Origin of the sequence: Paraburkholderia steynii (assembly GCF_900100565.1) — a bacterium.
Lineage (GTDB): Bacteria > Pseudomonadota > Gammaproteobacteria > Burkholderiales > Burkholderiaceae > Paraburkholderia > Paraburkholderia terrae.
Genome location: NZ_FNDI01000011.1, coordinates 210721 through 236450 on the forward strand (window position 1 = coordinate 210721; position 25730 = coordinate 236450).

The window sequence follows — 25730 nt, forward strand, 5'->3', positions numbered from 1 at the left end:
CGCGACAACCTACACACAGTTTGCCACCTGGGCGGCACATACCATTCGCTGCCACTAACACGTGTACGGGTGTGTGAAGTGGGTGAGGCGTTCATTCACAGCGTTGGCAACCAACATGAGTCACGTGATTGCCGTGTGAAGCGTAAGAACCTGTGGGGGCCCTCAGGCAAACACAAGAACTGGCGGTGTTAGCCGCTTTCTTTTGCCTACTTTTCTTTGCGGCGGCAAAGAAAAGTAGGTGCCGCCCCGCACAGGGGCGACGCGTGAAGCGCGCTAACAAATCGCGGATGCCAGCGCATAAGCAAATCGCGGATGCCAGCGAACGCAGTAGCAAACCACCTTGCCGCCGCAAAGGCAAAAACACGGCAATCACCTCCGCCCCCGCTGCAAAAACGCGACAACAATAATCACGATCCCCTGCACAGCAGCATTCAGATACACGCTAATGATGCTAGTCAGATTAAGAATATTGGCAATGACTGAAAGCAGAACCGCACCGATCACGGTACCCACAACCCGCCCTTCACCGCCCTTTAGCGCGGTCCCGCCAACCACAACAGCGGCAATCGCCTCCAACTCCCATAAAAGCCCAGTAGTCGGCGTAGCAGACCCGAGTCTAGGCACATACAAAACCGTGGCCACACCAACACAAACCCCAAGCAACACATAAGTAACAATCTTCACGGTATCAACGCGAATCGCGGCATACCGCGCAACCTGTTCATTCGAACCGATCGCCTGCACATGCCGCCCAAACGCCGTGCGATTAAGAATCAGCGCGCCGCCCGCCGCGACGACGAGAAACACCCAGATAGGCACAGGCACCCCAAACAGACTTGCGTAATAAACAGGCCCATAAAGATCAGAAAGATTGTTATCGAGCGTCAAGGCACCGCCGTCGGCAAGCCACGTCAACACCGCGCGAAAAATACCCAGCGACCCCAGCGTGACAATAAACGGCTCGATCCGCCCTTTCGTGATCAACAACCCATGCGCGCATCCAAACGCGCCCCCAAGCACAAACGCACTCCCAATCCCGATCAGAACAATAGTCAGCGGCGCAAACGCATGCCCGCCCGGCGCAGCGGCAAGCGCATTCATCAACCAGATCATGCTGCCCGCGATCAACGCCGCCATCGACCCAACCGAAAGATCAATCCCACCCGAAATAATCACAAACGTCATGCCGACAGCAATGATCCCGATGAACGACGTGCGCGTCAGCACATTCATCATGTTGTCGACAGTCGCGAAATCGCGATTGAGCAGCGTCCCCGCAATGCACAGCAAGATCAGACCCGCCAGCGGCCCAAGCCCATGCAATCGATGCGCAATCCGCATCGCGCGCCCTGCCGGCGCGGTGTCAGTGTGTGCCGGTCGCATGTGCGATCAACTCCTCTTCGGTCAGATGGTCGAGACCAAGCGTCGCCTGCAGCCGCCCCGCGCGCATCACGGCCACGCGATGGCACAGCCCGATCAGCTCGATCAGTTCGGATGAAATGACGACCACGGCGCGCCCTTCGGACGCAAGCCGGTGGATCAGAAAGTAGATGTCGCGCTTCGCGCCAATATCGACGCCACGCGTCGGCTCGTCGAGCACGATCACATCCGGATTCGGCTGCAGAAACTTGGCAAGCGCGAGCTTCTGCTGGTTGCCGCCCGACAGCATCCGCGCGCGGCTGCCCAGATCGCCCGTCCGGATGCCGAACTCGCGTACGGCTTTCGTCAGCGCATCGCGTCCCGCCTTCAGATCGAGCAGCGGCTTCGCATAGCGTTCGAGCGTCATCAGCGTCAGGTTGTCCTGCAGGCTCAGGTTCACGTGCAGCCCCTTGCCCTTGCGGTCTTCGCTCAGATACGTGAGACCGCGCCGCATCGCGTCGCGCGGGCTGTGCAGATCCGCCTTGCGTCCGGCGATTTCGATCGTGCCCGCGGTGCGCTCGCGCAATCCGATGATCGCCTCGAACGCTTCCGTGCGTCCCGCGCCGACGAGCCCCGCAAAGCCGAACACTTCGCCCGCGCGCACGTCGAAGCTCAAATCGTCAACCCACTCGTGTACGCTGAGATGCTGCACGTGTAGCGCGATCGGCGCGTTCTCCGCCGGCTGCGTCTTGTCGGGGAACATGTCGGACAGTTCGCGCCCGACCATCAGGTTCGCCATCTGCTGACGCGCGAGCAACGCCGTCTCGCTGCGCGCGACGAAGCGGCCGTCACGCATCACAATCACTTCGTCGGTGATGTGCTCGACTTCGTCGAGCTTGTGCGAGATGTAGACGATGGTCACGCCATCGGCCTTGAGCTTCGTCATCAGCGCGAACAGGCGCTCGGTCTCGGACGGCGTGAGCGTCGCCGTCGGTTCGTCCATGATGAGCAGCCGCGCGCGCCGCGACAGCGCCTTCGCAATCTCCACCATCTGCTTTTCCGCGACGATCAGCTCGCGCACCTTCGTGTCCGGATGCTTGTGCAGGCCGACCTGCTCCAGATAGCGCTTCGCTTCGCTACGCATCGCCGTGTCGTCGACGAACAGGCCTTTGCGCTTCTCGTGGCCGAGATACATGTTCTGCGCAATCGTCAGATGCTCGGCGAGATTGAACTCCTGGTGAATCAACACGATCCCCGCGGCTTCCGCGTCGCGCGAGCCGTCAAAGCGCTGCGCGTGGCCGTCGATCAGCACCGTGCCTTCCGTGGCCGTCTCGTAGCCCGCGAGGATTTTCATCAGCGTCGACTTGCCCGCGCCGTTTTCGCCGAGCAGTCCGTAGATGCGCCCCGGAGCCAGGTCGAAGCTCACGCCGTGCAGCACACGCACGGGACCGAAGTCTTTGCGGATATCGTCGAATCGGACGGCGAGGCTCATCGCGGCTTCCCTCTCAAGCGCTCTTTCTGACCACGAGCCGATGCGGCAGCAGCACGCCCGGCACGTTCTCTCGCGGATTCGCCAGCCGTTGCAGCAACAGGCGCGCAGCCGTCTCGCCGAGTTCGCGCATCGGCTGCGCGATCGTCGTCAAGGGCGGATCGATCTGCGCGGCAAGCGAAATGTCGTCGAAGCCCGCGACGGCGACGTCGTCGGGCACGCGCTTGCCGACGCTGCGCAAGCCCGCGATCACGCCAATCGCCAACGTGTCCGACACGGCAAAGATGGCCGTCGGCGCGTCGGCGTGCGTCATCAACAGCGCGGCCGCCGAGGCGCCCGCTTCGTAGTCGAGGCTGTTCACGTTCTGGCGCCAGCGTTCGTCGGGCGCGATGCCAGCGTCGCGCAATGCGTCCAGATAGCCTTGCTGGCGCTGTTGCGCGTACAGGTAGTGATCGTCGGAATTGATCAGCGCGATGCGCCGGTGGCCGCGCGCCAGCAGATGGCGCACGGCGTCGCCCGCCGCGCGGTAGTTGTCGATGCCGACGTACGGCACGCCCACAGACGAATCGAACTCGCAGCACGCCACCCACGGCAGTGCGTTCGATTCCTCGGCAAGCGCCTGTTGCACGGTGGCCGGATCGAGGCAGATCGCGCCGTCCGCGCGGCGGCGGCGCAGCAGGTCGAAATAGCTGCGCTCGCGGCCCGCATCGGCGCCCGTGTCGCACAACAGCATGAAATAGCCGTGCTGGCGCGCCACGGAATCGATGCCGCGAATGACTTCCGCGTAGAACGGGTTGCCGACGTCGGGGACCATCGTCAGCAGCAGGCGGCTTTCGGCCGTGCGCAGATTGCGCGCCAGTTCGTTCACGCGGTAGCCGCTCGTCGCGACGGCGGCGAGCACCTTGTCGCGCGTCGCGGGGCGCACGTTCGAATGCCCGTTCAGCACGCGCGACACCGTCGCCACGGACACACCCGCCTGCTCGGCGACGCCCGCAATCGACAGCCCTTCCGATGCGGCGCGTACCGAGCCACGCATATCGGGCTCGGCCGCGCCGGATGGCTGCGCTTGCGGGTCACGTTGCGACGGTTTGTCCACCGGTTCTCGCCCTCAGAATGTAATCGATTACATTTTTGGTCGAGACGGGCGCGAATCGCAAGTGTCATCTTGTAGGGACTTTCACCGAGGCGCGGCGCGCCCAGGAATCCGTCCGCCCGCGTTGGACCTGCCCGTGACAGGGTGGCATCGGCGCGTGGTTTGGTACAATTTCGCAGTTAACCGCTGACACCCGGCAGTAACAGCCCAGGCAACATCCAATGGAAGCAGTGGTCCCCCAATACACCCGCTGCCCGCGTCTCAACCACACCGCCGAATTGATCATGAACATCGAACAAGCGCGTTTCAACATGATTGAACAGCAAATCCGTCCGTGGGAAGTGCTCGACCAGGACGTGCTGAATCTGCTGTCGATCGTCAAGCGTGAGAACTTCGTGCCTGCCGCGTATCGCGTGCTGGCGTTCGTCGATTTCGAAATTCCGCTGCCTGCCGGCCAGCACATGCTCGCGCCGCGCATCGAGGCGCGCGTGCTGCAGGAACTGGCGGTGAAGAAGCATGAAACCGTGCTGGAGATCGGCGCAGGCTCGGGTTACATGGCCGCGTTGCTCGCGCATCGCGCGCAGCATGTGCTGACGGTCGACATCGAGGCGGAACTGGCCGAACTGGCCAAGGCGAACCTCGCGGCGAACGGCGTGCTGAACGCCGAAGTCGCGACGGGCGACGGCGCGCGCGGCTGGGGCGCAGCCGCCCCGTACGACGTGATCTGCGTGTCGGGCGGCCTGCCCGTGCTGCCGCAGGAAATTCTCGAGCATCTGAAGGTGGGCGGCCGTCTTGCCGCGTTCGTCGGCACCGCGCCCGTCATGAAGGCGCAGATCATCACGCGCGTCGACGAGAAGCAGTTCCGTATCGCCGACGTGTTCGAAACCTACGTCGAGCCGCTGCAGAACGCCATGCACGCGCCGCGCTTCAAGTTCTAAGTACCACGCGAGACAGACGATGCAAAACCTGACCGCTTCCGCCCTCGCCGAATGGCTTGCTGATCAATCCCGCCCGGCGCCCGTGCTGCTCGACGTGCGCGAGCCGTGGGAAATCGAAACGGCGAAGATCGCCGGCAGCGTGTCGATTCCGATGCGCGAGATTCCCGCGCGCAGCGAAGAACTCGACGATGACGTGCAGATCGTCTGCATCTGCCATCACGGCGCGCGTAGCGCGCAGGTCGCGATGTTCCTCGAATCGCGCGGCCACAAGGACGTGTTCAACCTGTACGGCGGCATCGACGCGTGGTCGCGTCAGGTCGATCCTTCCGTGCCGACTTATTGAGCGTCTTTCGCTTCACGTTGCTGTATCCGACGCGCCGGTGATTCACCGGCGCGTTTTTGTTTGTGCGCTCGGTTTTGCCCTGCGGGCGTACCGCGTCAGATGTTTCCTTCATAGATTCAGAAATCTCAGACGCGGATTAGGAGCATTACTACGCCATCCTGATTATCTATCGAACAGCATAGCGTGTTTCCTTTCAAGGGCATGACGCTATGAAATCAATCAGGATCGCGGCGGCGTTGGCATTGCTATCGCCCGTCGTCTGCCACGCAACACTGGGGGCAGCGCCGTCGGTGGATGCGCATACGCCGCAGCCCGCGCTGCGCGCCGCCGCTGCCGGCGCAACGTCTTCGCCGTCCTATACCGTTCACGAATCAAAAACCGCCGATGGTGTCACGGTCCGCGAATATGCTTCGCCTGCGAACGTCGTCTTCGCGGTCACGTGGCAAGGGCCCACGCGGCCTGACATGCGGGCGCTGCTCGGCAGCTACTTCCCCAACTTCGTCAATGCAGGACAAAGCCGCGCGCGTGGCACGGGTCCCCTGATCGCGCGCGACGGAGAACTGCAGATCGAATCGGTCGGACATCAAGGCGCCTTCGCGGGCCGCGCCTACGTGCCGCGGCTCGTGCCAGCCACGGTGAAGGTGGAGGATCTGCAATGAAGAAGCTCTTTTCGCATTGCGCTTCCAGTAGCCCGCTTCGCGTCGTGCTGCTCGCGGCCAGCGTCGCGCTGACCGCTTGCGGCGGCGGAGGCGGCGACGACAACGGCTCCGGCCAGCCCGTGACCAATATCGCACCTGTCAAGCCGGCAGGGACGCCCGCCAGCGCACCAGCGAATGCCAGCGCGCCTTCCGGCGCCAGCGCGGCGCAACCTGCGAGCGTGACTGAGCCAGCCAGTACGCCATCGGCGGCGAGCACGCCTGCCGCCGTCACGCCGGCCAGCGAGACGGGCACACCCGGCAACAACGACACGCCGCCGCCCACCCCCGTCGCGGACAACACGGTGCCGATCAGCGTCAACTTCGACGATACGGTCGGAAGAGTCGTGAACATGCCCTACGTCAGCGTGACGTTCTGCGTGCCGGGCAAGCAAGGCGCGTCGCAATGCGCGACCGTCGATCACATGCTGCTCGATACAGGTTCGGTCGGCGTGCGCGTCATCGCGTCCGCGCTGGGTCAGGCGTTCTCCAGCAAGCTGCCGTCACAGACGGGCGCCGGCAACGACACCACGAACAAGGCGGCAATCGCGCAGTGCGCGCTGTTCGCGTCGGGCTATACGTGGGGCTCTACGCGAAGCGCCGATGTCACGATCGGCAAAAAGACGGCGAGCGGTATTCCGATCCATTTGATCGGCGACGGCGCGTACGCGGCATGGGTACCTAACGACTGCGCGTCGCGTGGCCGAGGCATGAACACCGTCGCCGATCTGGGGGCGAACGGGATCGTCGGCATTGGGCACCTGGCGCACGACTACCCCGATGCCGCACAGGCTCCGCAGATCGCGAATTACTACTACTGCCCGACGCCCTGGTCCTGCACGGCTGCGAGCGTGCCGCTCGACAAGCAGACTGCCAACCCCGTCACCGCTTTCGCCACCGACAACAACGGCACGATAATCCGCCTGCCCGCGCTGCCGCCGATGGGCCAGGCAAGCGTCACGGGCGAACTGGTATTTGGCATCGGCACGCGTGACAACAACGCATTGCCGGCGAAGCCGGTTTTCCTGACGGTAAACGACCGCGGCATGTTCACGACGAGCTACAAGGCACGCGCGATAGAGAGTTACATCGATAGCGGCTCGAACGGCCTGTTCTTCCCGGATGCGTCGCTGCCCGTTGTGGACCAGTGGTTCGCCCCCACGACCGCACAGAGGCTGAGCGCGACGGCCTTCTCGGGTACGGGCGACGTGCAATCGACGATTCCGTTCTCGATCGCCAATGCGTCGACGCTGTTCAACCTGGGTTATGCTGCGCACGACAACCTTGGCGCTCCGATGAGCAGCATGTTCCTGTGGGGCCTGCCGTTCTTCTACGGCCGCGACGTCTACACGGCGTTGAGCGGCATGCAAGCCGGTCCGCAAAAGGGGCCTTACGTGGCTTTCTAAACGACCACTGGCTCTGCCAGAAGCAGCGCTAACAAAAACGGCGAACAGGTCACAAACCTGTCCGCCGTTTTCCATTACGCGGGCCACGCTCAATCAGCTTCCTGCGGCCGCCGAGCGGAACAGCGCATCGATCTGCGCCCCGCCGATGATGAGCGGCGGCGAGAACGCCAGCATATCGCCCGCATAGCGCGCCATCGCGCGGCTCCAACTTCACCCCGCCGACCAGCCCCACTCAACTGTCTTTTCAACATAGCCAGCCGCACGTCCGTGCACAACAGCGCAGCGGCGATGCACCGGCGTCGCGCCCACGACTCTGAGGAATTGCGGCCCACGCTCCGTTGCAGCGCGGCGCGCACCTGAACGAGGCGCACGCCCTTGTGGTGCACCGCTTTCGCGCCCAAAGCGCATAACGCCACACGATGCCGCACCGCCAGCGAGCCGCATTGCAGCAAGCGAAGCGTCTATTGACGCGGCTCCCGCGCAGTTGGCATATGCCTTGCAGTATCCGGTCGGCAAGAGCCTGCACACATAACGCAAACAAGGATTGGACGCACGCCGTTCGTCCGCCACTCACCACCCATCTATGGCAAGGGGAAGCACATGAAACGTCGCAGTCTGCTGAAGCTCGGCTCCATGTCGGGCGCGCTCGCGCTCGCGAGCAAGGTTCCTTTCGCGCATGCCCAGTCGGGCAGCGGCCCGATCAAGGTCGGCATCCTGCACTCCCTGTCGGGCACGATGGCGATCTCGGAGACGTCGCTCAAAGACACGGCGCTGATGACGATCGCCGAGATCAACGCAAGCGGCGGCGTGATGGGCCGCAAGCTCGAGCCCGTGGTCGTCGATCCCGCTTCGAACTGGCCGCTGTTCGCCGAGAAAGCCCGCCAGTTGCTGACGCAGGACAAGGTCGCCTGCGTGTTCGGGTGCTGGACGTCGGTGTCGCGCAAGTCGGTGCTGCCCGTGTTCGAGGAACTGAACGGCCTGCTCTTCTACCCGGTGCAGTACGAAGGCGAAGAGATGTCGCGCAACGTGTTCTACACGGGTGCCGCGCCCAACCAGCAGGCGATCCCCGCCACCGAATACCTGATGAGCGCGGAAGGCGGCGGTGCCAAGCGCTTCTTCCTGCTCGGAACCGACTATGTGTATCCGCGTACGACGAACAAGATCCTGCGGGCGTTCCTCAAATCCAAGGGCGTCCAGGAAACCGATATCCAGGAGGTCTACACGCCGTTCGGCCATAGCGACTATCAGACTATCGTCGCCAGCATCAAGACCTTCTCGCAGGGTGGCAAGACGTGTGTGATCTCCACCGTCAACGGCGACTCGAACGTGCCGTTCTACAAGGAACTCGGCAACCAGGGGCTGAAGGCCACCGACGTGCCCGTCGTCGCGTTCTCGGTCGGTGAAGAAGAACTGCGCGGCATCGACACGAAGCCGCTGGTCGGCAACCTCGCGGCATGGAACTACTTCATGTCGGTGAAGGGACCGGGCAACACGAAGTTCAAGGAGCAATGGGCCGAGTGGGTCAAGTCGCAGAACCTGCCGGGCGGCACGAAGCGCGTGACCAACGACCCGATGGAAGCGACCTATGTCGGCATTCACATGTGGAAGCAGGCTGTCGAAAAAGCGAAGAGCACGGACGTCGACAAGGTGCGCGTCGCGATGATCGGCCAGAAGTTCGCGGCGCCGTCGGGTTTCACGCTCGAAATGGACGGCAACCACCATCTGCACAAGCCGGTGATGATCGGCGAAGTGCGTGCGGACGGCCAGTTCAACGTCGTGTGGAAGACGAAGACGGCGATTCGCGCGCAGCCGTGGAGCCCGTATATCGCGGGCAACCAGGGCAAGCCGGATGTCGTCAGCTCGATTCCGGAGTTCCTGCGCCGCCGGTCGCGCGTCGCATAACGTGGCATGAGCAACGTGCCGGTGTGTCGCATCAGCTGGACGCACCGGCTTGCGCAGCGCGCCGATGTTTCGCTTCGCGCGACACATCCGGCGCGCCCACGCAAGCGCGCGATGCCCTTGCCGTTTCTTGTGCGAGGGCATCGCGCGCCTGCCTGCAGGCTTCTCACTCAAGACCACTATGGCGTACTCATTTTCCACGCTCGCTTCGCTCAAGGCCCGCTGCGCTGACACGCTGCGCGGGATGCGCGCACGCGTGCGTATTGCCGCTGCATCGTGCGCGCTGGGCGCGGCGCTCGCCGTGCTCGCGCCCGCGAGCGCCCACGCATTGACGGCCGAAGAAGTCGCGCCGCTCGCTGGCGACGACTTCGACGCGAAGTCGGCCGCCATCGACAAGCTGATCGCGAATCACGATGCGCCGTCGCTCGCGCTGCTGAAGGCGCTGTCCGAAGACAGCGCGCTCGCCACCGATAACGGCAACGTGCTGATCCAGGACAACGACACCGCGCGCGATGCCGTCACGGGCAAGACCGTCGCCGCCGGCGACGCGCAGCCGGTCACGCTGAACAACCTGCTGCGCTCGAAAGTCGCGGGCGCGCTGTCGGGCCTGCAACTCGATTCGACCGACCCGGCGAAGCGCGCCGCCGCGATCACCGCGCTGCTGCAAAGCCCCGATCCGTCGATGAAACCGCAGATCGACGCAGCCCGCGCAAAGGAAACCGACCCGACGCTGAAGAAGCGCCTCGACACGCTCTGGGCGATGACGGCGCTGCACGACACCGATGCCGCGAAGCGTCTCGAAGCGGTGAAGCTCGTCGCCGCGCGGCACGATCTCGACATGTACGAACTGCTGCGCCCGCTCGTCGCGAAGAAGCCCGACGGCACGTTCGCCGAAAGCAGCCCTCAGGTGCGCGAGGCGGCGCAGACGGGCATCGACGCGCTCGATTCGATCCAGCGCCGCAGCGAGATCGCGGGCACGCTGTTCGCGGGGCTGTCGCTCGGCAGCGTGCTGCTGCTCGCCGCGCTCGGCCTTGCAATCACGTACGGCCTGATCGGCGTGATCAACATGGCGCACGGCGAGTTTCTGATGATCGGCGCGTACGCAACGTATGTCGTACAGAACCTCGTGCAACGCTACATGCCGGGCGCGTTCGACTGGTATCCGCTGATCGCCGTGCCCGCTTCCTTCGCGGTGGCGGCGCTGGTCGGCATCGTGCTCGAACGGCTCGTGCTGAAGCATCTGTACGGACGTCCGCTCGAAACGCTGCTGACCACCTTCGGCGTGAGCCTGATCCTGATCCAGGCGACGCGCATGCTGTTCGGCGCGCAAAACGTGCAGGTGGTGAACCCTTCGTGGATGAGCGGCGGCGTCACGGTGCTGCCGAACCTGATCCTGCCGTACAACCGGCTCGCGATTCTTGCGTTCTCACTGATCGTCGTCGGGATTGCGTGGGCCGTGCTGACGAAGACACGGCTCGGCCTGTTCGTGCGCGCCGTCACGCAGAACCGCCGGATGGCCGCGTGCGTCGGCGTGAAGACCGCGTATGTCGATTCGTATGCGTTCGCGTTCGGCGCGGGCATTGCAGGCCTTGGCGGCTGCGCGCTGTCGCAGATCGGCAATGTCGGGCCGGACCTCGGGCAGAGCTACATCATCGATTCGTTCATGGCCGTCGTGCTGGGCGGCGTCGGCCAGCTGGCGGGCACGGTGATCGGCGGCTTCGGACTCGGGCTGGTCAGCAAGGCAGTCGAGCCTTTCTGGGGCGCCGTGCTGGCAAAGATTGCGGTGCTGGTGCTGATCGTTCTATTCATCCAGAAGCGGCCGCAGGGCATGTTCGCCCTGAAGGGCCGCAGCGCGGAGGCATGACATGACATCCGCGACTTCTTCCGCAACCACTTCCGTCGATGCACGCAGCGACGCGCAGGCGAGCGAACGCGAACGCCTCGAAGGCTTCGCGCTCGGCTTGCCGCCGCGCCCTGCCCTGCTGTCGCGGCGCGCGTGGCAATTTCTGATTGCGTTGATCATCGCGATCGGACTTGGTGTGCCATTCACGGCGCTGGTCCTGCCGGAAACGAGCGCATTCCATTTGTCCGCGTATGCGATGACGCTCACGGGCAAGCTGATGTGCTACGCGATCTCCGCGCTCGCACTCGATCTCGTCTGGGGTTACTGCGGCATCCTGAGCCTCGGGCACGGCTTGTTCTTCGCGCTCGGCGGCTACGCGATCGGCATGTACCTGATGCGCGCGATCGGCCATGACGGCAAGTACGGCAGCGACCTGCCCGACTTCATGGTGTTTCTCGACTGGCATCAGTTGCCGTGGTACTGGGAAGGCACGCAGCATCTCGCGTACGCGCTGTTGCTGGTCGTGCTGGTTCCTGCCGTGATCGCGTGGGTGTTCGGCTTCTTCACGTTCCGCTCGCGCGTCAAGGGCGTGTATCTGTCGATCATCACGCAGGCGATGACGTTTGCCGCGATGCTGCTGTTCTATCGCAACGAGACGGGCTTTGGCGGCAACAACGGCTTCACGGATTTCAAGCGGATCGCGGGCTATCCGATCACGCATGCCGGCACGCGGACCGCGCTCTTTCTACTGACGTTCGCGGTGCTCGTGCTCGCGTTCATCGGCGCGCGCGCGATCGTGACGTCGAAGCTCGGGCGCGTCGTGACGGCTGTGCGCGACGGCGAGACGCGGTTGATGTTCCTCGGTTATAGCCCGCTTGCGTACAAGCTATTCGTGTGGACGGTGTCGGCCGTGTTGTGCGGGATTGCGGGGGCGTTGTATGTGCCGCAGGTCGGCATCATCAATCCGGGCGAGATGTCGCCGGGCAACTCGATTGAAATGGCGATCTGGGTGGCGGTTGGCGGACGCGGCACGCTGATCGGGCCGATTATCGGCGCGTTCGCGGTGAATGGCGCCAAGAGCTTTTTCACGGCTTATTTTGCGGAGTATTGGCTGTTCTTTCTCGGGTTGATCTTCGTGCTGGTGCCGCTGCTATTGCCGAACGGGATCATGGGGCTATTCGAGCTCGTGACACGCAAGAGGAACCGCTGATGAACGAAAACCCGATGGTTCCTGATCTTTCTCTTCCCGAAGAACACGATGGTCGCGCGCTTTCTGGCGTGGCGTCGATGGGACGCGTGGTCACGCCTGGTGAGGTCGACGTATCACACGGTGCGATTCTTTATCTGGAAGACGTGACCGTTTCGTTCGATGGGTTTCGCGCGTTGAACGCGTTGTCGCTGTCGATCGATGTGGGTGAGTTGCGATGCATTATTGGGCCGAATGGCGCCGGCAAGACGACGATGATGGATGTCATTACCGGGAAGACTTCGCCCGATTCGGGCAAGGTGTTTCTCGGGCAGACGATCGATCTCACGCGGATGAATGAGCCTTCGATTGCGCGTGCCGGGATTGGGCGCAAGTTTCAGAAACCGACTGTGTTCGAGCAGCATCCTGTGTGGGAGAACCTCGAACTCGCCATGAAGACCGATAAGGGTTGGTTTGCGTCTTTACGCGCGAAGCTGGATCGCGCGGCTCAGGCTCGGATCGAGGAGACGTTGTCGTTGATTCGTCTCGAAGGCGAGGCGCTGCGGCCTGCGGGGGAGCTTTCTCATGGGCAGAAGCAGCGGCTCGAGATTGGAATGTTGTTGATGCAGCAGCCTGCACTGTTGTTGCTTGATGAGCCTGCGGCTGGCATGACTGATGATGAGACTATGGAGTTGGCTGCTCTTCTTAATCACTTGCGTGGGACTTGTTCCATGATGGTTGTTGAGCATGATATGGAATTTGTGGCTGCGCTGGCCGGTGAGACCGGTAAGGTTACTGTGATGGCCGAAGGCCGCGTGCTGGCGCAAGGGACGCTTGATGACGTTAAGCGTGATGCGGCTGTGGTTGAGAGTTATTTGGGACGTTAGTTTTTGTTTTGTCTGCGACGCTTTGGGTGGTTGACTGTGTGATTTCGCTGGCATCCGCGATTTGTTAGCCCGCTTCAGGCGTCGCCCCTGTGGGGGGGCACCTACTTTTCTTTGCCGCCGCAAAGAAAAGTAGGCAAAAGAAAGCGGCTAACACCGCCAGTTCTTGTGTTTGCCTGAGGGCCCCCAAAGGTTCTTACGCTTCACACGGCAATCACGTGACTCATGTTAGTTGCCAACGCTGTGAATGAACGCCTCACCCACTTCACACACCCGTACACGTGTTAGTGGCAGCGAATGGTATGTGCCGCCCAGGTGGCAAACTGTGTGTAGGTTGTCGCGGCGTATAGGGTAGCGCTCTTACGGCGTGGCATGTGTGCGCTATCGGTCTGGAGTGAGGTGCGTGCTGTACTACGGCCTACACACAGTTTGCCACCTGGGCGGCGGTGGACTATCTGGCACGGCATGCTGAAACGCGGGAGCGCGAAGCGGGTGAGGCGCAGCGCAAGAGCGTTGGCAACGAACGCGAACAGGAAGGTTGCCGTGTGAAGTGAGGGACCGGTTGGGGGCCCTCAGGCAGGGGTGAGGCGTTTATTCGAAGAGTTGGCAACACGCGCCAACAGAGACGTTGCCGTGTGAAGCGTAAGACCCTTTGGGGGCCCTCAGGCAATGCGTTGGCAACGAACATGGGTCACGTGATTGCCGTGTGAAGCGTAAGACCGGTTGGGGGCCCTCAGGCAAACAGAGCCTGGCGGTGTTAGCCGCTTTCTTTTGCCTACTTTTCTTTGCGGCGGCAAAGAAAAGTAGGTGCCGCCCCGCACAGGGGCGACGCTTGAAGCACGAAGGCAATGCGCGGATGCCAGCGCAAAGGCAAACGTACAGAGGCAACGCATGAAGCGCGAAGGCATAGCGCGAATGCCCGCGAAAAGGCCAGAGCAAAAGCCAAACCGCAAAAGCCAGCACACAGAACCTGCCGCTCGCCAAAGAGCAGAAAAGGAAACACAAAATGCTTGAAGTAGAAAACCTGAACCAGTACTACGGCGGCAGCCACATCCTGCGAAACGTGAAGCTGACGGTGCCGGACGGTAAACTGACGGTACTTTTAGGGCGAAACGGCGTAGGCAAGACCACGCTACTAAGAACGCTCATGGGCGTAGTCCCCATCAAGACCGGCGAAATCAAATGGCGCGAAACGCCAATAACAAAACTCGCCCCACACGCGCGCGTAGCGCAAGGATTGGCCTATGTGCCACAAGGCAGAGACATCTTCCCGAGACTAACGGTAGAAGAAAACTTGCTAGTCGGCGCAGCCAGCAAAAAAGCCCCCAAAAAAATCCCAGACCGGATCTACGAACTATTCCCTGTCCTGAAGGACATGAAAGCCCGCCGCGGCGGCGACCTCTCCGGCGGCCAGCAGCAACAACTCGCAATCGGCCGGGCACTCATGAGCGAACCGCAACTGCTAATCCTCGATGAACCCACAGAGGGCATCCAGCCATCCATCATCCAGGACATAGGAAGAACCCTCCGACAACTCGTCGAAGAAATGGGCCTGACCGTGCTGCTCGTCGAGCAATACTACGACTTCGCCAAAGCCATCGCCGACCGCTACTGGGTCATGAGCCGCGGCGAAATCGTCGCGGGCGGTGAAGGCGCCAACATGGACGACGACGGCGTGCGTACGCTCATCGCGGTATAACGGCGAGACCGGGTTAACTGCTATCCTCGCCGCATGTCGCTTCACGAACACCACGCCACGCTCGCCACCATCGACGATCCATCGCACGCCCTGTGGCGCGCGCGGCTCGAACTCGGCTTCGCCAGACACGGCGAGCGGACCACCCTCGCCCATCGTTTGCACGAAGGCCCGTTGCGCCTGCAACGCCCGCTGTACCCGGAAGGGCCCTCCATCTGCCACGCCGTCATCGTGCATCCGCCCGGAGGCGTCGCGGGCGGCGACCGGCTCGATATCGACATCCGCCTCGATGCGAATACCCACGCCGTGCTCACCACGCCCGGCGCGACCAAGTGGTACAAGTCGAATGGCCGCATCGCGCAACAGCGCATCGCGATTCGCGTCGGCGCGAACGCCAGGCTCGACTGGCTGCCGCAAAACAACATCGTCTTCGATCACGCCAACGCTTCGCTCGACTTCTCACTGACGCTCGACGAAGGCGCCACCGCGCTCGGCTGGGACGCGACGCAACTCGGCCGGCAAGCCGCGGGCGAAACCTGGTCGGCGGGGCATCTGCGAGCCGTTTCGCGCATCGTCGGCGCCAACGGTCAGCCGTTGTGGTTCGAACGCGCGAAGCTCGCCGCCAGCGACCCGCTGCGCGACGCGCCGCAAGGTCTTGCGGGCTTCCCCGCATTCGGCACGCTGTGGGCCGTCAGCCCGCAATGCGACGACGCGCTCGCCGAGGCGCTCACCGCCCAGTTGCCCTTCGACGATTCGATTCGCGCCGCCGCCTCGTGCGTGTGCGACGGCGTGCTGATCGTGCGGGCCGTCGCGCGATCGATGGAGACGCTTCAGCATGCGTTGACCCAGTGCTGGCTGCATCTGCGGCCCGTCGTACATCAGGTCGACGCGAAGCCGTTGCGCCTCTGGACAACCTGAGCGAATCGCTTCGTCGCACCATCTTCGGGCATCGCGGCGCGCCAGCGTGGTGCAACAGCGCATGCAAGCAACGGGAAAGCCTTGCCCGGTCTGCATGGCATAGCCCTTGCTGCTTATGGCGCCTCGCGAGCGCCGCATCGAAGGCGCGTTGCGAAGTCCGCTAAAAATCACACGCCGAAGCTGATCGCCAACATGACCCAAACGACCACCCATCGCCCGCGCCGCGCGTGGCTCGCCGCCCTGCTGCTCGCGCCGCTCCTGACGCTCGCCGCGCCCCTCGCCCACGCCGACACGCTCGACAACATCACGAAGGCAGGCGTCCTCAAGGTCGCCGTGCCCGAAGACTATCCGCCGTTCGGCTCGGTCGGTCCGGACCTGAAGCCGCAAGGCTACGACATCGACACGGCCGCGCTGCTCGCGAAGTCGATGAACGTGAAGCTCGAACTCGTGCCCGTCAACAGCGCGAACCGCATCCCGTATCTGCAAACCAACAAGGTCGATCTCGTGATCTCGTCGCTCGGCAAGACGCCGGAACGCGAGAAGGTCATCGATTTTTCGACGCCGTACGCACCGTACTATCAAGGCGTGTTCGGCCCCGCCGACATCAAGGTCATCAACCCCGCCGATCTCACCGGCAAGACGGTCGGCGCGACGCGCGGCGCGCTCGAAGAAATCGCGCTCACGCAGATGGCGCCGAACGCGACCATCAAGCGCTTCGAAGACAACAACGCGACGATCGCCGCGTTCCTGTCGGGCCAGGTGCAGTTGATCGCGGCAGGCAACATCGTCGCCGCCACGATCCTCGCGAAGAATCCGCCGCGCCGCCCGGAGCCGAAGTTCGTCATCAAGAACTCGCCGTGCTTCGTCGGCATGAACAAGAACGAGCCACGCCTGCAACAGAAGGTCGATGCCGCCATCGCGCAGGCGAAGCAGGACGGCACGCTCAACGCGATGTCGAAGAAGTGGTTCAGCGCGCCGTTGCCCGCCGATCTGTAAGCAGCGCGTCGGTTGAAGCTGGTATCGTGACGCGGCCGTGCGCCGCGCACGATACAGGCGGTGTCGACCGTGCAGCAACACCGCGCGCAACGCCGGAATGACCAACGCGGCCCTCGCTCACGCGGGCGCCATAGGATGAATGCGATAAGCGAATGCGATGAAGCTCACTCCACGCGAAAAAGACAAACTCCTGATCTTCACGGCCGCGCTGCTCGCGGAACGGCGCCGCGCACGCGGCCTCAAGCTCAACTATCCGGAAGCCGTCGCGTTCATCACGGCAGCGCTGATGGAAGCCGCGCGCGACGGCAAGACGGTTGCCGAAGTGATGCACTACGGCACCACGCTACTCACGCGCGACGACGTGATGGAAGGCGTGCCCGAGATGATTCCCGATATCCAGGTCGAAGCCACCTTCCCCGACGGCACGAAGCTCGTGACCGTCCATCACCCCATCCCGTGACGAGGCGCGCATGATCCCAGGTGAACTGATTACCGACGACGGCGAACTCGAACTCAACGCGGGCCGCGATACCGTCTCGGTCACGGTATCGAACACGGGCGACCGGCCCGTACAGGTCGGCTCGCATTACCACTTCTACGAAGTCAACACGGCGCTCGCGTTCGATCGCGAAGCTGCGCGCGGCTTCCGCCTGAACATCGCGGCGGGCACTGCCGTGCGCTTCGAGCCGGGCCAGGAACGCACGGTCGAGCTCGTCGCGCTGGCGGGCGACCGCGTCGTCTATGGCTTCAATGGCAAGGTAATGGGCAAGCTCTGATCGCTGTGCTTACGCGCGAACATTCGGGAACCTCTCAAACATGACATTACGCATTGGCCGCCGCGCATACGCGGAAATGTTCGGCCCGACGACGGGCGACCGCGTACGCCTCGCGGATACGGACCTGCTGATCGAAGTCGAACGCGACTACACGATCTACGGCGAAGAAGTGAAGTTCGGCGGCGGCAAGGTGATTCGCGACGGCATGGGCCAGTCGCAGCGCGTCGCCGCCGACGTGGTCGATACCGTCGTGACGAACGCGCTGATTCTCGATCACTGGGGTATCGTCAAGGCCGACATCGGCATCAAGAACGGCCGCATCGCGGGCATCGGCAAGGCGGGCAATCCCGACATCCAGCCAGGCGTGACGATCGCGATCGGCGCGGCGACGGAAGTGATCGCGGGCGAAGGCATGATCGTGACGGCGGGCGGCATCGATACGCACATTCACTTCATCAGCCCGCAGCAGATCGAAGAAGCGCTCGCGAGCGGCGTGACGACGATGCTTGGCGGCGGCACGGGCCCCGCGACGGGCACGAATGCCACGACCTGCACGCCCGGCCCGTGGCACATGGAGCGCATGCTGCAAGCCGCCGATGGCTATCCAATGAATCTCGGCTTTCTCGGCAAGGGCAACGTGAGCCAGCCGCAGCCCGCGCTCGAACAGATCGCAGCGGGCGCCATCGGCTTGAAGCTGCACGAGGATTGGGGGACGACGCCCGCCGCGATCGACAACTGTCTCTCCGTTGCGGACGACACCGATACGCAGGTCGCGATTCACACCGATACGCTGAACGAAGCGGGCTTCGTCGAAGCGACAGTGGCTGCGTTCAAGGGCCGCACGATCCACACGTATCACACGGAAGGCGCGGGCGGTGGCCACGCGCCCGACATCATCAAGGTGTGCGGCGAAGCGAACGTGCTGCCTTCGTCGACGAATCCGACGCGCCCCTACACCGTCAACACGCTCGACGAACATCTCGACATGCTGATGGTGTGTCATCACCTCGATCCGTCGATTGCGGAAGACATCGCGTTCGCCGAATCGCGCATCCGCCGCGAGACGATTGCAGCGGAAGACATCCTTCACGATCTCGGCGCGCTGTCGATGCTGTCGTCGGATTCGCAGGCGATGGGCCGCGTGGGCGAAGTGATCATCCGCACGTGGCAGACCGCGCACAAGATGAAGGCGCAGCGCGGCGCGCTGCCCGAAGACAACGCGCGCAACGACAACTTCCGCGCGAAGCGCTATGTCGCGAAGTACACGATCAACCCGGCGCTCACGCACGGCATCGCGCATGAAGTCGGTTCGATTGAGCCCGGCAAATGGGCCGATATCGTGTTCTGGGAACCGGCGTTTTTCGGCATCAAGCCCGCGTTGATCCTCAAGGGCGGCATGATCGCGATGGCGCAGATGGGCGACCCGAACGCGTCGATTCCGACGCCGCAGCCCGTCCACTATCGCGAGATGTTCGCCACACGCGGGGGCGCATTGGGCCGCACGTCGTTGACGTTTGTGTCGCAGATGGCGCTCGATGCGGGCGTCGCCGAGCGTTATGGCTTGAGCAAGCGTATCGTTGCAGTGAAGAACTGCCGCAGCGTCACGAAGGCGCACATGATCCACAACGCGTGGCAGCCGTCGATCAGCGTCGATCCCGAGACATATCAGGTGATCGCCGATGGGCAGTTGCTGACCTGCGAGCCGGCAAAAGTCCTGCCGATGGCGCAACGCTATTTCCTGTTCTGACATGCGAACGATCGACAAACTGCTGGGCGCTCATATCAAGCTCGCGCCCGTTCTCATCAAACGCGCGCCGACGCTGACGCTCGCGTTCGACGCGCGCTGCAAGAGCCGTCTTGCCGCCACGCTCGATAGCGGCGAAGAGGTCGCGCTGCTGCTGCCGCGCGGCACCGTGCTGCGCGACGGCGATGTGCTCGTCGCCGACGACGGCGGCCTCGTGCGCGTTGTCGCGGCGCCTGAGTCGGTGCTCTACGTGCGCGCGAAAGATGTGCTGACGTTGACGCGCGCCGCGTATCACCTCGGCAACCGGCATACGCCCGTCGAAGTCGGCTCGGACTATCTGAAGCTCGAATACGACCCGGTGCTCGCCGATATGCTCAAGCGCCTGGGCGCACTCGTCGATCAGGTCGAGATGCCGTTCCAGCCGGAGACGGGTGCATATGGCGGCGGGCATCGGCATGGGCATGACGAGACCTTCGCCGAGGACTATGCACTAGCGCAGCAGGTCTATGGTGAGCATCATGGGCATGCACATTCGCACGATCATGGGCATGAGCATCACGACCATGCACACGGTCATGCGCATTCGCATGACCATGCTCACGATCACGATCATGACCACAGCGAGTGCGGTCACGATCATGGCCACGGTCATCACCATGCGCATCGCTGAACTGACCGCACTGTTGCATCTCGCGTCGCCGGCTTTGCCGATCGGCGCGTTCAGCTATTCGCAGGGACTCGAAGCCGCGATCGAAGCGAAGCTCGTCACCGATGCCGATACGGCGTGTGCGTGGATCAAAAGCGGCCTCTCGAACGTGCTGGCGCACGGCGAGTTGCCGTTTCTCGCGCATCAGATCGAGCGCTGGCGCGCGCATGATGCCGCTGCGTTGATGCAGGGTAATCGCGAATTTCTCGCGAGCCGCGAATCGATGGAATTGCGGCGCGAAACGGAGCAGATGGGCTGGTCGCTGCGGCAGTTGTGTGCGTCGCTCGAATGGGGCGACGCCGACCGACGCGCGACGCTCGCATCGATGACGCCGATTGCACAGCCGACGGCCTTCGCGTTCGCCGCTTTCGCGCACGACGCCGCCACGGATGCCGCCCTCGCCGCGTATGCGTTCGGCTGGGCCGAGAACCAGGCCGCCGCCGCGTTGAAAGCCGTGCCGCTAGGTCAGCTTGCGGGGCAGCGGATCATCGTTGCGCTGCGCGAGCCGATCGACGCCGCTGTCCGGCAGGCACTCGCCACTTCACCGGATGACATCAACACCTTCGCGCCGCAACTTGGCATTTTGTCGGCGCGTCACGAGTCGCAGTATTCGCGGCTTTTCCGCTCATAGCCTTTTGCTTTTTGACGATCAGAACATGAACGCTCCTCATCCGATGCAACGCACGAAGAAACTGCCGCCGCTGCGCGTGGGCGTTGGCGGGCCTGTCGGCTCTGGCAAGACGACGCTGCTCGAAATGCTGTGCAAGGCGATGCGGGACAAGTACGACCTCGTCGCGATCACCAACGATATCTATACGAAAGAGGATCAGCGCCTGCTGACGGTGGCGGGCGCGCTGCCGGCCGAGCGCATCATGGGGGTCGAGACGGGCGGCTGCCCGCATACGGCGATACGCGAGGATGCGTCTATTAATCTCGAAGCTGTTGACCGGATGCTGACGCGCTTTCCTGATGCCGATATCGTTTTTATCGAGTCGGGTGGCGATAATCTCGCGGCTACTTTTAGTCCGGAGTTGTCGGACTTGACCATCTATGTGATTGATGTCGCAGGCGGTGAGAAGATTCCTCGCAAGGGCGGGCCTGGGATTACGAAGTCGGATTTGCTTGTTATCAATAAGACCGATCTTGCGCCGATGGTCGGGGCGAATCTTGAGGTGATGGCTTCGGATGCCGCTAGGATGCGCGGCGCGCGGCCTTTTGTGATGTGTAATTTGAAGGCGCTTGACGGGCTGGATCGGGTGGTTTCGTTTATTGAGGAGAAGGGGTTGTTGAGGGTGTGAGGGGTTTTTGTCTGCGACGCTGAGTGGTTTGTTTTGCCTCTGCGTTGGCAGCTGTGTTTTGGCTTCGCGCTTCATGCGTTGCCGTTCCGTGTTTTGGCCTTTGCGCTGGCATCCGCGCTTTGCCTTCGTGCTTCAAGCGTCGCCCCTGTGCGGGGCGGCACCTACTTTTCTTTGCCGCCGCAAAGAAAAGTAGGCAAAAGAAAGCGGCTCACACCGCTAATTCTTGTGTTTGCCTGAGGGCCCTCAAAGGGTCTTACGCTTCGCACGGCAGCCTTTCTGTTTGCGTGCGTTGCCAACGCTTCGAATGAACGCCTCACCCACTTCGAATACCCGTACTCGGGCCAGCAGCAGCGAATGGTATGTGCCGCCCAGGTGGCAAACTGTGTGTAGGTTGTCGCTTCGTACAGGGTAGCGCTCTTACAGGGTGGAACGCATGCGCTATCGGTCCGAAGTGTGGCGTGCGAGGCACTACGGCCGACACACAGTTTGCCACCTGGGCGGCCGTGGACTATCTGGCACGGCATGATGTAGCGTGGGTGCGTGAAGCGGGTGAGGCGCACCGCAAGAGCGCTGGCAACGAACATGGGTCACGTGATTGCCGTGTGAAGCGTAAGAACCTTTGGGGGCCCTCAGGCAATGAGAGATGTTGGCGGTGTTAGCCGCTTTCTTTTGCCTACTTTTCTTTGCGGCGGCAAAGAAAAGTAGGTGCCGCCCCGCACAGGGGCGACGCGTGAAGCACGAAGGCATAACGCGGATGCCAGCGCAAAGGCAAAAAAAACCAAACCCAACGTCGGGACGACAAAAACGAAGATGCCAGCGCAGAGGCAACAAAACCCAAAAGCGGCCAGCCGCTTCAGGCTGACAACAACGTCGTCAGCACACTGACCGTCCGCGCAGTGGCCCCCCGATGCCTCGCGGCAAACGCAGAAGCCGCCCCACTCATGGCCACCCGCCGCGCCTTATCCTCAAAAAGCTCGCGCAGCACGCGCCCCAAGTCCGCAGGGTCTTTCACCTGCACACACGCACCAGCAGCCACAGCATCCGCCGTCGCCTGCGTGAAATTGAACACATGCGGCCCGATCAACACAGGGACACCCACACCACATGCCTCGATCAGATTCTGCCCGCCCAACGGCAGCAGACTGCCGCCAATGAACGCCACATCCGACGCCGCATAGTAAGCACCCAACTCGCCCATCGAATCGCCGAGCAACACCTTCACGTCACGCGGCAAATCAGGCACAACAATTTCACCAGCAGCAGCCGCGCCCGCAGGCGCCCATGCCGAACGGCGCACACACCGCAAACCCTTCTTCTCGACCAATGCCGCAACCTCATTGAAACGCTGCGGATGACGCGGCACGAGAATGAGCAACGCATCGTCAACGCCAAGCGCGGCGAACGCCTGCAACACCAGTTCCTCTTCGCCCTCGCGCGTGCTCGCCGCAACCCACACCGGACGCGTACCGATAGCCGCGCGCCACGCTTGCCCGCGCGCCGCGAGTTCCGGAGGCGTGCTCATGTCGAACTTCAGATTACCGAGCACGGCAACATTGCGCGCGCCCAGCGCGGAGAGCCGCGTCGCATCCGAAGGACTCTGCGCCAGCACCCGCGCAAACCCGCCAAACACGCCACGCGTCGCACTGCCAAACTTCGCCGCGCGACGGTACGAACGCTCCGACATCCGCGCATTCGTCAGCACCAGCGGCACGTCGGCGCGGCGGCATTCGTCGATCAGCGTCGGCCACACTTCCGTTTCCATCACGAGACCGACGGACGGTCGCCACGCCTTCAGAAAACGCCGCACCGCGCGCGGCATGTCGTACGGAAGATAGCAGCGCAGCACGCGATCGGCGAAGATCTGCTCGCCCGTCGCGCGGCCGCTCGGCGTCATGTGCGTGAGCAAAATGCGCGCGTCGGGTCGCGCCTTGAGCAGCGCCTCGATGAGCGGCTGCGCGGCGCGCGTCTCACCGACCGACACGGCATGGACCCAGATTAGCGGCGTATCGTCCTCCGGCACGCGGCCGCGCACGAAACCGAAACGCTCGCCGATATGCTCGCGATAGCCGCGCTCCTTGCGCGAACGGATCAGAAGACGCAGCACCGCAAGCGGCGCGATCAACCACCACAGCGTGTTATAGATGGCCCTCAGCATCGGGCCTCCATGCGCGGCATCAGGAACGGCATGGAGACAGCCGCGCCTGCGGCGCCTCGCACTACATTCGCGGGAAACAGCAGGACGCCGCTCAAACCAGCGCCCTGCCCTTCAGGCGTTCGAGAATGCCAAGCGGCGCACACTCCGGCTGCGCCATCGACTTGACGGGCAGGAAGAACGTCTGCTCCATCATGAACTGGCCGGACATCACCGCATGCGACGTCTGATCCGAGAAGCACACCCACACACATCCCGGCGGGAACGGCATCGTCACTTGCGGCGACGCCTTCTGATAGTCGAGATCGGCCTTCATGCCGTCGTGCAGGTTCAGCATCAGATGGTCGTACTCGCTGCGCGGCGACTTGGTCACATGCAGCAGATTCAGCAGCCATGCCGAGCCGGGCATCTGCGGTTTGATACGCGGCAGGAAGCGCTTCGCCATATCCTCGAATGGCTCGCCGACGCGCCACACGCGCGGCGCGCCGTTCGGATTGATGTTCGTGAACACGCGCAGGATGCGCTCGCCATAGTTGGGACGCGACGGGAATGCGTCGACGTGCAGGCGGCTATCGTCCTTGCGCCACGACGTCTCGCGCGTCTCCACCTGATGCAGCCGCAAGCTGGTCGGCGCGACGCGCAGCTTGCCCTTGTACTCGGGAAACAGCCCGTCGACGAGCGATCGCGCATTCGATTGATAGCGCGCAATCAGCGCGCGCACAGCCGATTGCGTCACGGCATCGCCCAGCACGCCATGCAGCGCGCCGCCGTTCGGCTCGAGACTGATGTTCTTGCGGTTCGGATCGGCCAGCGCGGGATCGAGTAGCGCGCGTTCGCCGCCCTCGATCGCAAAAGCGAGATTCGGGAAATACAGCACCTTGCCGCGCTCGACGCCCGCGAGCAGCATCTCGCGCGGCATCGACAAACCCTGGCCGTGCCAGTCGGCGCTCGGTACTTCGATGATCTGGGATTCGTTCATGATCGCCTTTCAAAAGCGGATAAAGCTGGGCGCACTTTGCGGCCGACGGCGGCTGACGTTCCCTGAAGGTGGCCGCCGCGCATCCGGCATAGACCTGATTATGGGCCTCGGAATGTGTCGAGCGGCTGCTGGCGTCGCTCGCGCGGCGCTGGCAATCGGCATCCCAGGATGCCCGTGCCGCCATTGCCACACCGCGTCACAGCAGGCCGAATTCCGCCAGCGCGGACTTTACCTGCTGCAGCGTCGGCGGCTGGCCAGCCGTGCCGAGATTCACGACGTTCGGCGACCAGTAGCCGCCCGTGCGCCATGAAGTGGCGAAATTGTACAACTCGACCGTCGGGCGTTTCAGCGCGGCGGCGATATGAACCAGACCTGTATCAACTCCGACCGTCGCCGCCGCACCCTCGATCAGGCCGACGACGGCGGGCAGCGACAGCTTCGGCGGCACGATTGCGGCTGCGCCGAACTCTTTGGCGAGACGCTCGCTCGTCGCGCGCTCTTCGTCGCTGCCCCACGGCAGCACGATCGACGCGCCGCGCCGCACGAGCGACTGCCCCAGCTCGATCCACGCGGCATCGGGCCATTGCTTGTCCGCGCGAGACGTGGCGTGAACGAAAACCACGTAAGGCACGGGAAGATTCAGTTGCGCTTCGGACAACGCGAGCGCCGCGCGCTGCGTGTCGAGGCCGAAGTCGATCTCGTCGGTGGGCTGCGGCGTTGGGTCGCCGAGCGCTGCCGCGACCAGCTGCCGCGTGCGCTCGACCACGTGCGTGCGCGGCGGGATGGGCACCGACCGGTCATAGAAGAAGCGCACAGGCCATTCGTAGCCTGCACCGTCCGTGCGATTGCCGAGACCGACGAGCGGCCCGCGCGCCATCTTCGCGACCCACGCGGTTTTGATGAGCCCCTGGCAGTCGATCACGAGATCGTAGTTTTCGGCGGCTAGCGCGCGGCGGAATGCGCTGATTTCGCGCCAGTTATCGACGGAGAGGATGCGCTTGCGCCAGCGCCGCAGCGACACGGGAATCGCGCGCCGGACGCCTTCGACCAGTTCGACCAGTTTGACGAAGCTCTCCTCGACGAGCCAGTCGATCTGCGCATCGGGATGGCGGCGGCGGATGTCGGCGATGGCCGGCATGTTGTGGACGACGTCGCCTAGCGACGACACTCTCACGATTAGTATCTTTTGCGCGCTCAAGAAAGGGAGAATGCCAGCTGAACTGGCGTCAGGATGCATGGAAAGGACGCAATTTTAGCGCGCCCGACGCAAATAACATGAAAAAACGCGGCGCGGTAAGCATACCTTGCGCCGCGTCGGGTTCTGCACCGC

The 25730-nt window shown here is 63.2% G+C and carries 23 protein-coding genes; 17 read left to right on the forward strand and 6 right to left on the reverse strand.

Going from position 1 to position 25730, the window contains the following annotated elements; genetic code table 11:
- Positions 1-369: 369 nt before the first annotated feature.
- Genes BLT65_RS21165 through BLT65_RS21175 form a run of 3 tightly spaced genes read right to left on the reverse strand, consistent with a single transcriptional unit; the run spans position 370 to position 3884 of the window.
- Positions 370-1383 carry an ABC transporter permease gene (locus tag BLT65_RS21165; protein WP_091780533.1) on the reverse strand — a complete coding sequence of 338 codons (1014 nt, stop codon included), beginning with the start codon at positions 1381-1383 and terminating at the stop codon, positions 370-372.
- On the reverse strand, positions 1364-2851 hold the full coding sequence (locus BLT65_RS21170; RefSeq protein WP_042316223.1) for a sugar ABC transporter ATP-binding protein: 1488 nt from the start codon (positions 2849-2851) through the stop codon (positions 1364-1366). The genes BLT65_RS21165 and BLT65_RS21170 overlap by 20 nt, the downstream gene beginning before the upstream one ends.
- 13 nt (positions 2852-2864) lie before the next feature.
- The gene (locus BLT65_RS21175) at positions 2865-3884 is read right to left on the reverse strand and encodes a LacI family DNA-binding transcriptional regulator (RefSeq protein WP_233446509.1); all 1020 of its coding nucleotides are present in this window, start codon (positions 3882-3884) and stop codon (positions 2865-2867) included.
- 341 nt (positions 3885-4225) lie between these two features.
- On the opposite strand from BLT65_RS21175, the gene BLT65_RS21180 reads away from it, so the two are divergent.
- The 17 genes from BLT65_RS21180 (at position 4226) to ureG (ending at position 21269) form a co-directional block, all read left to right on the forward strand.
- Complete coding sequence (locus tag BLT65_RS21180) at positions 4226-4879, forward strand: protein-L-isoaspartate O-methyltransferase family protein (RefSeq protein WP_091780689.1); 654 nt, start codon at positions 4226-4228, stop codon at positions 4877-4879.
- A 19-nt stretch (positions 4880-4898) separates the two neighbouring features.
- Positions 4899-5222 carry a rhodanese-like domain-containing protein gene (locus tag BLT65_RS21185; protein ID WP_036003302.1) on the forward strand — a complete coding sequence of 108 codons (324 nt, stop codon included), beginning with the start codon at positions 4899-4901 and terminating at the stop codon, positions 5220-5222.
- Between the two features lie 209 nt (positions 5223-5431).
- A complete protein-coding gene (locus tag BLT65_RS21190) occupies positions 5432-5881 on the forward strand; it encodes a DUF2844 domain-containing protein (RefSeq protein WP_091780540.1) in 450 nt (149 codons plus the stop codon).
- A complete protein-coding gene (locus BLT65_RS21195) occupies positions 5878-7323 on the forward strand; it encodes a DUF3443 family protein (protein ID WP_091780543.1) in 1446 nt (481 codons plus the stop codon). Before BLT65_RS21190 ends, BLT65_RS21195 begins: the two co-directional genes overlap by 4 nt.
- Before the next feature lie 600 nt (positions 7324-7923).
- Entirely contained in the window at positions 7924-9225 is a 1302-nt protein-coding gene (gene urtA, locus BLT65_RS21200; protein WP_042316231.1) for an urea ABC transporter substrate-binding protein, read from the forward strand.
- 178 nt (positions 9226-9403) lie between these two features.
- The gene (gene urtB / locus BLT65_RS21205) at positions 9404-11086 is read left to right on the forward strand and encodes an urea ABC transporter permease subunit UrtB (protein WP_091780547.1); all 1683 of its coding nucleotides are present in this window, start codon (positions 9404-9406) and stop codon (positions 11084-11086) included.
- 1 nt (position 11087) lies between these two features.
- Entirely contained in the window at positions 11088-12275 is a 1188-nt protein-coding gene (gene urtC, locus BLT65_RS21210; protein WP_091780549.1) for an urea ABC transporter permease subunit UrtC, read from the forward strand.
- On the forward strand, positions 12275-13138 hold the full coding sequence (urtD, locus tag BLT65_RS21215) for an urea ABC transporter ATP-binding protein UrtD (RefSeq protein WP_091780551.1): 864 nt from the start codon (positions 12275-12277) through the stop codon (positions 13136-13138). Before urtC ends, urtD begins: the two co-directional genes overlap by 1 nt.
- Positions 13139-14141: 1003 nt before the next feature.
- Positions 14142-14834, forward strand: a complete 693-nt coding sequence (gene urtE, locus BLT65_RS21220; RefSeq protein ID WP_042316243.1) for an urea ABC transporter ATP-binding subunit UrtE — start codon at positions 14142-14144, stop codon at positions 14832-14834.
- Between the two features lie 33 nt (positions 14835-14867).
- Positions 14868-15749: an urease accessory protein UreD gene (locus BLT65_RS21225; RefSeq protein ID WP_091780553.1), complete on the forward strand. Its 882-nt coding sequence runs from the start codon at positions 14868-14870 to the stop codon at positions 15747-15749.
- A 192-nt stretch (positions 15750-15941) separates the two neighbouring features.
- A complete protein-coding gene (locus BLT65_RS21230) occupies positions 15942-16745 on the forward strand; it encodes a transporter substrate-binding domain-containing protein (RefSeq protein ID WP_091780556.1) in 804 nt (267 codons plus the stop codon).
- 157 nt (positions 16746-16902) lie between these two features.
- On the forward strand, positions 16903-17205 hold the full coding sequence (gene ureA, locus BLT65_RS21235) for an urease subunit gamma (protein WP_006048588.1): 303 nt from the start codon (positions 16903-16905) through the stop codon (positions 17203-17205).
- Positions 17206-17215: 10 nt separating this feature from the next.
- Complete coding sequence (locus BLT65_RS21240; protein ID WP_091780558.1) at positions 17216-17521, forward strand: urease subunit beta; 306 nt, start codon at positions 17216-17218, stop codon at positions 17519-17521.
- A 40-nt stretch (positions 17522-17561) separates the two neighbouring features.
- Entirely contained in the window at positions 17562-19268 is a 1707-nt protein-coding gene (gene ureC / locus BLT65_RS21245; protein ID WP_079499054.1) for an urease subunit alpha, read from the forward strand.
- Position 19269: 1 nt separating this feature from the next.
- A complete protein-coding gene (gene ureE / locus BLT65_RS21250) occupies positions 19270-19935 on the forward strand; it encodes an urease accessory protein UreE (protein WP_091780560.1) in 666 nt (221 codons plus the stop codon).
- The gene (locus BLT65_RS21255; protein ID WP_091780691.1) at positions 19922-20602 is read left to right on the forward strand and encodes an urease accessory protein UreF; all 681 of its coding nucleotides are present in this window, start codon (positions 19922-19924) and stop codon (positions 20600-20602) included. The genes ureE and BLT65_RS21255 overlap by 14 nt, the downstream gene beginning before the upstream one ends.
- A gap of 25 nt (positions 20603-20627) precedes the next feature.
- The gene (ureG, locus tag BLT65_RS21260; protein ID WP_091780693.1) at positions 20628-21269 is read left to right on the forward strand and encodes an urease accessory protein UreG; all 642 of its coding nucleotides are present in this window, start codon (positions 20628-20630) and stop codon (positions 21267-21269) included.
- 853 nt (positions 21270-22122) lie between these two features.
- On the opposite strand, the gene waaA is transcribed toward ureG, so the two are convergent.
- From waaA to waaC, 3 genes are all read right to left on the reverse strand, one after another.
- Positions 22123-23424: a lipid IV(A) 3-deoxy-D-manno-octulosonic acid transferase gene (gene waaA, locus BLT65_RS21265; protein WP_091780562.1), complete on the reverse strand. Its 1302-nt coding sequence runs from the start codon at positions 23422-23424 to the stop codon at positions 22123-22125.
- A gap of 91 nt (positions 23425-23515) precedes the next feature.
- Positions 23516-24400, reverse strand: a complete 885-nt coding sequence (gene kdoO / locus BLT65_RS21270) for a Kdo hydroxylase KdoO (protein ID WP_091780565.1) — start codon at positions 24398-24400, stop codon at positions 23516-23518.
- 196 nt (positions 24401-24596) lie between these two features.
- Positions 24597-25637, reverse strand: coding sequence for a lipopolysaccharide heptosyltransferase I (gene waaC / locus BLT65_RS21275; RefSeq protein ID WP_208545784.1), 1041 nt, complete (start codon positions 25635-25637; stop codon positions 24597-24599).
- Positions 25638-25730 lie beyond the last annotated feature (93 nt).

Bases quoted from the DNA above. Each gene is read 5' to 3' on its own strand.
- BLT65_RS21165 (WP_091780533.1), bottom strand. From the start codon at position 1,383: ATGCGACCGGCACACACTGACACCGCGCCGGCAGGGCGCGCGATGCGG.
- BLT65_RS21170 (WP_042316223.1), bottom strand. From the start codon at position 2,851: ATGAGCCTCGCCGTCCGATTCGACGATATCCGCAAAGACTTCGGTCCC.
- BLT65_RS21175 (WP_233446509.1), bottom strand. From the start codon at position 3,884: ATGCGTGGCTCGGTACGCGCCGCATCGGAAGGGCTGTCGATTGCGGGC.
- BLT65_RS21180 (WP_091780689.1), top strand. From the start codon at position 4,226: ATGAACATCGAACAAGCGCGTTTCAACATGATTGAACAGCAAATCCGT.
- BLT65_RS21185 (WP_036003302.1), top strand. From the start codon at position 4,899: ATGCAAAACCTGACCGCTTCCGCCCTCGCCGAATGGCTTGCTGATCAA.
- BLT65_RS21190 (WP_091780540.1), top strand. From the start codon at position 5,432: ATGAAATCAATCAGGATCGCGGCGGCGTTGGCATTGCTATCGCCCGTC.
- BLT65_RS21195 (WP_091780543.1), top strand. From the start codon at position 5,878: ATGAAGAAGCTCTTTTCGCATTGCGCTTCCAGTAGCCCGCTTCGCGTC.
- urtA (WP_042316231.1), top strand. From the start codon at position 7,924: ATGAAACGTCGCAGTCTGCTGAAGCTCGGCTCCATGTCGGGCGCGCTC.
- urtB (WP_091780547.1), top strand. From the start codon at position 9,404: ATGGCGTACTCATTTTCCACGCTCGCTTCGCTCAAGGCCCGCTGCGCT.
- urtC (WP_091780549.1), top strand. From the start codon at position 11,088: ATGACATCCGCGACTTCTTCCGCAACCACTTCCGTCGATGCACGCAGC.
- urtD (WP_091780551.1), top strand. From the start codon at position 12,275: ATGAACGAAAACCCGATGGTTCCTGATCTTTCTCTTCCCGAAGAACAC.
- urtE (WP_042316243.1), top strand. From the start codon at position 14,142: ATGCTTGAAGTAGAAAACCTGAACCAGTACTACGGCGGCAGCCACATC.
- BLT65_RS21225 (WP_091780553.1), top strand. From the start codon at position 14,868: ATGTCGCTTCACGAACACCACGCCACGCTCGCCACCATCGACGATCCA.
- BLT65_RS21230 (WP_091780556.1), top strand. From the start codon at position 15,942: ATGACCCAAACGACCACCCATCGCCCGCGCCGCGCGTGGCTCGCCGCC.
- ureA (WP_006048588.1), top strand. From the start codon at position 16,903: ATGAAGCTCACTCCACGCGAAAAAGACAAACTCCTGATCTTCACGGCC.
- BLT65_RS21240 (WP_091780558.1), top strand. From the start codon at position 17,216: ATGATCCCAGGTGAACTGATTACCGACGACGGCGAACTCGAACTCAAC.
- ureC (WP_079499054.1), top strand. From the start codon at position 17,562: ATGACATTACGCATTGGCCGCCGCGCATACGCGGAAATGTTCGGCCCG.
- ureE (WP_091780560.1), top strand. From the start codon at position 19,270: ATGCGAACGATCGACAAACTGCTGGGCGCTCATATCAAGCTCGCGCCC.
- BLT65_RS21255 (WP_091780691.1), top strand. From the start codon at position 19,922: ATGCGCATCGCTGAACTGACCGCACTGTTGCATCTCGCGTCGCCGGCT.
- ureG (WP_091780693.1), top strand. From the start codon at position 20,628: ATGAACGCTCCTCATCCGATGCAACGCACGAAGAAACTGCCGCCGCTG.
- waaA (WP_091780562.1), bottom strand. From the start codon at position 23,424: ATGCTGAGGGCCATCTATAACACGCTGTGGTGGTTGATCGCGCCGCTT.
- kdoO (WP_091780565.1), bottom strand. From the start codon at position 24,400: ATGAACGAATCCCAGATCATCGAAGTACCGAGCGCCGACTGGCACGGC.
- waaC (WP_208545784.1), bottom strand. From the start codon at position 25,637: ATGCATCCTGACGCCAGTTCAGCTGGCATTCTCCCTTTCTTGAGCGCG.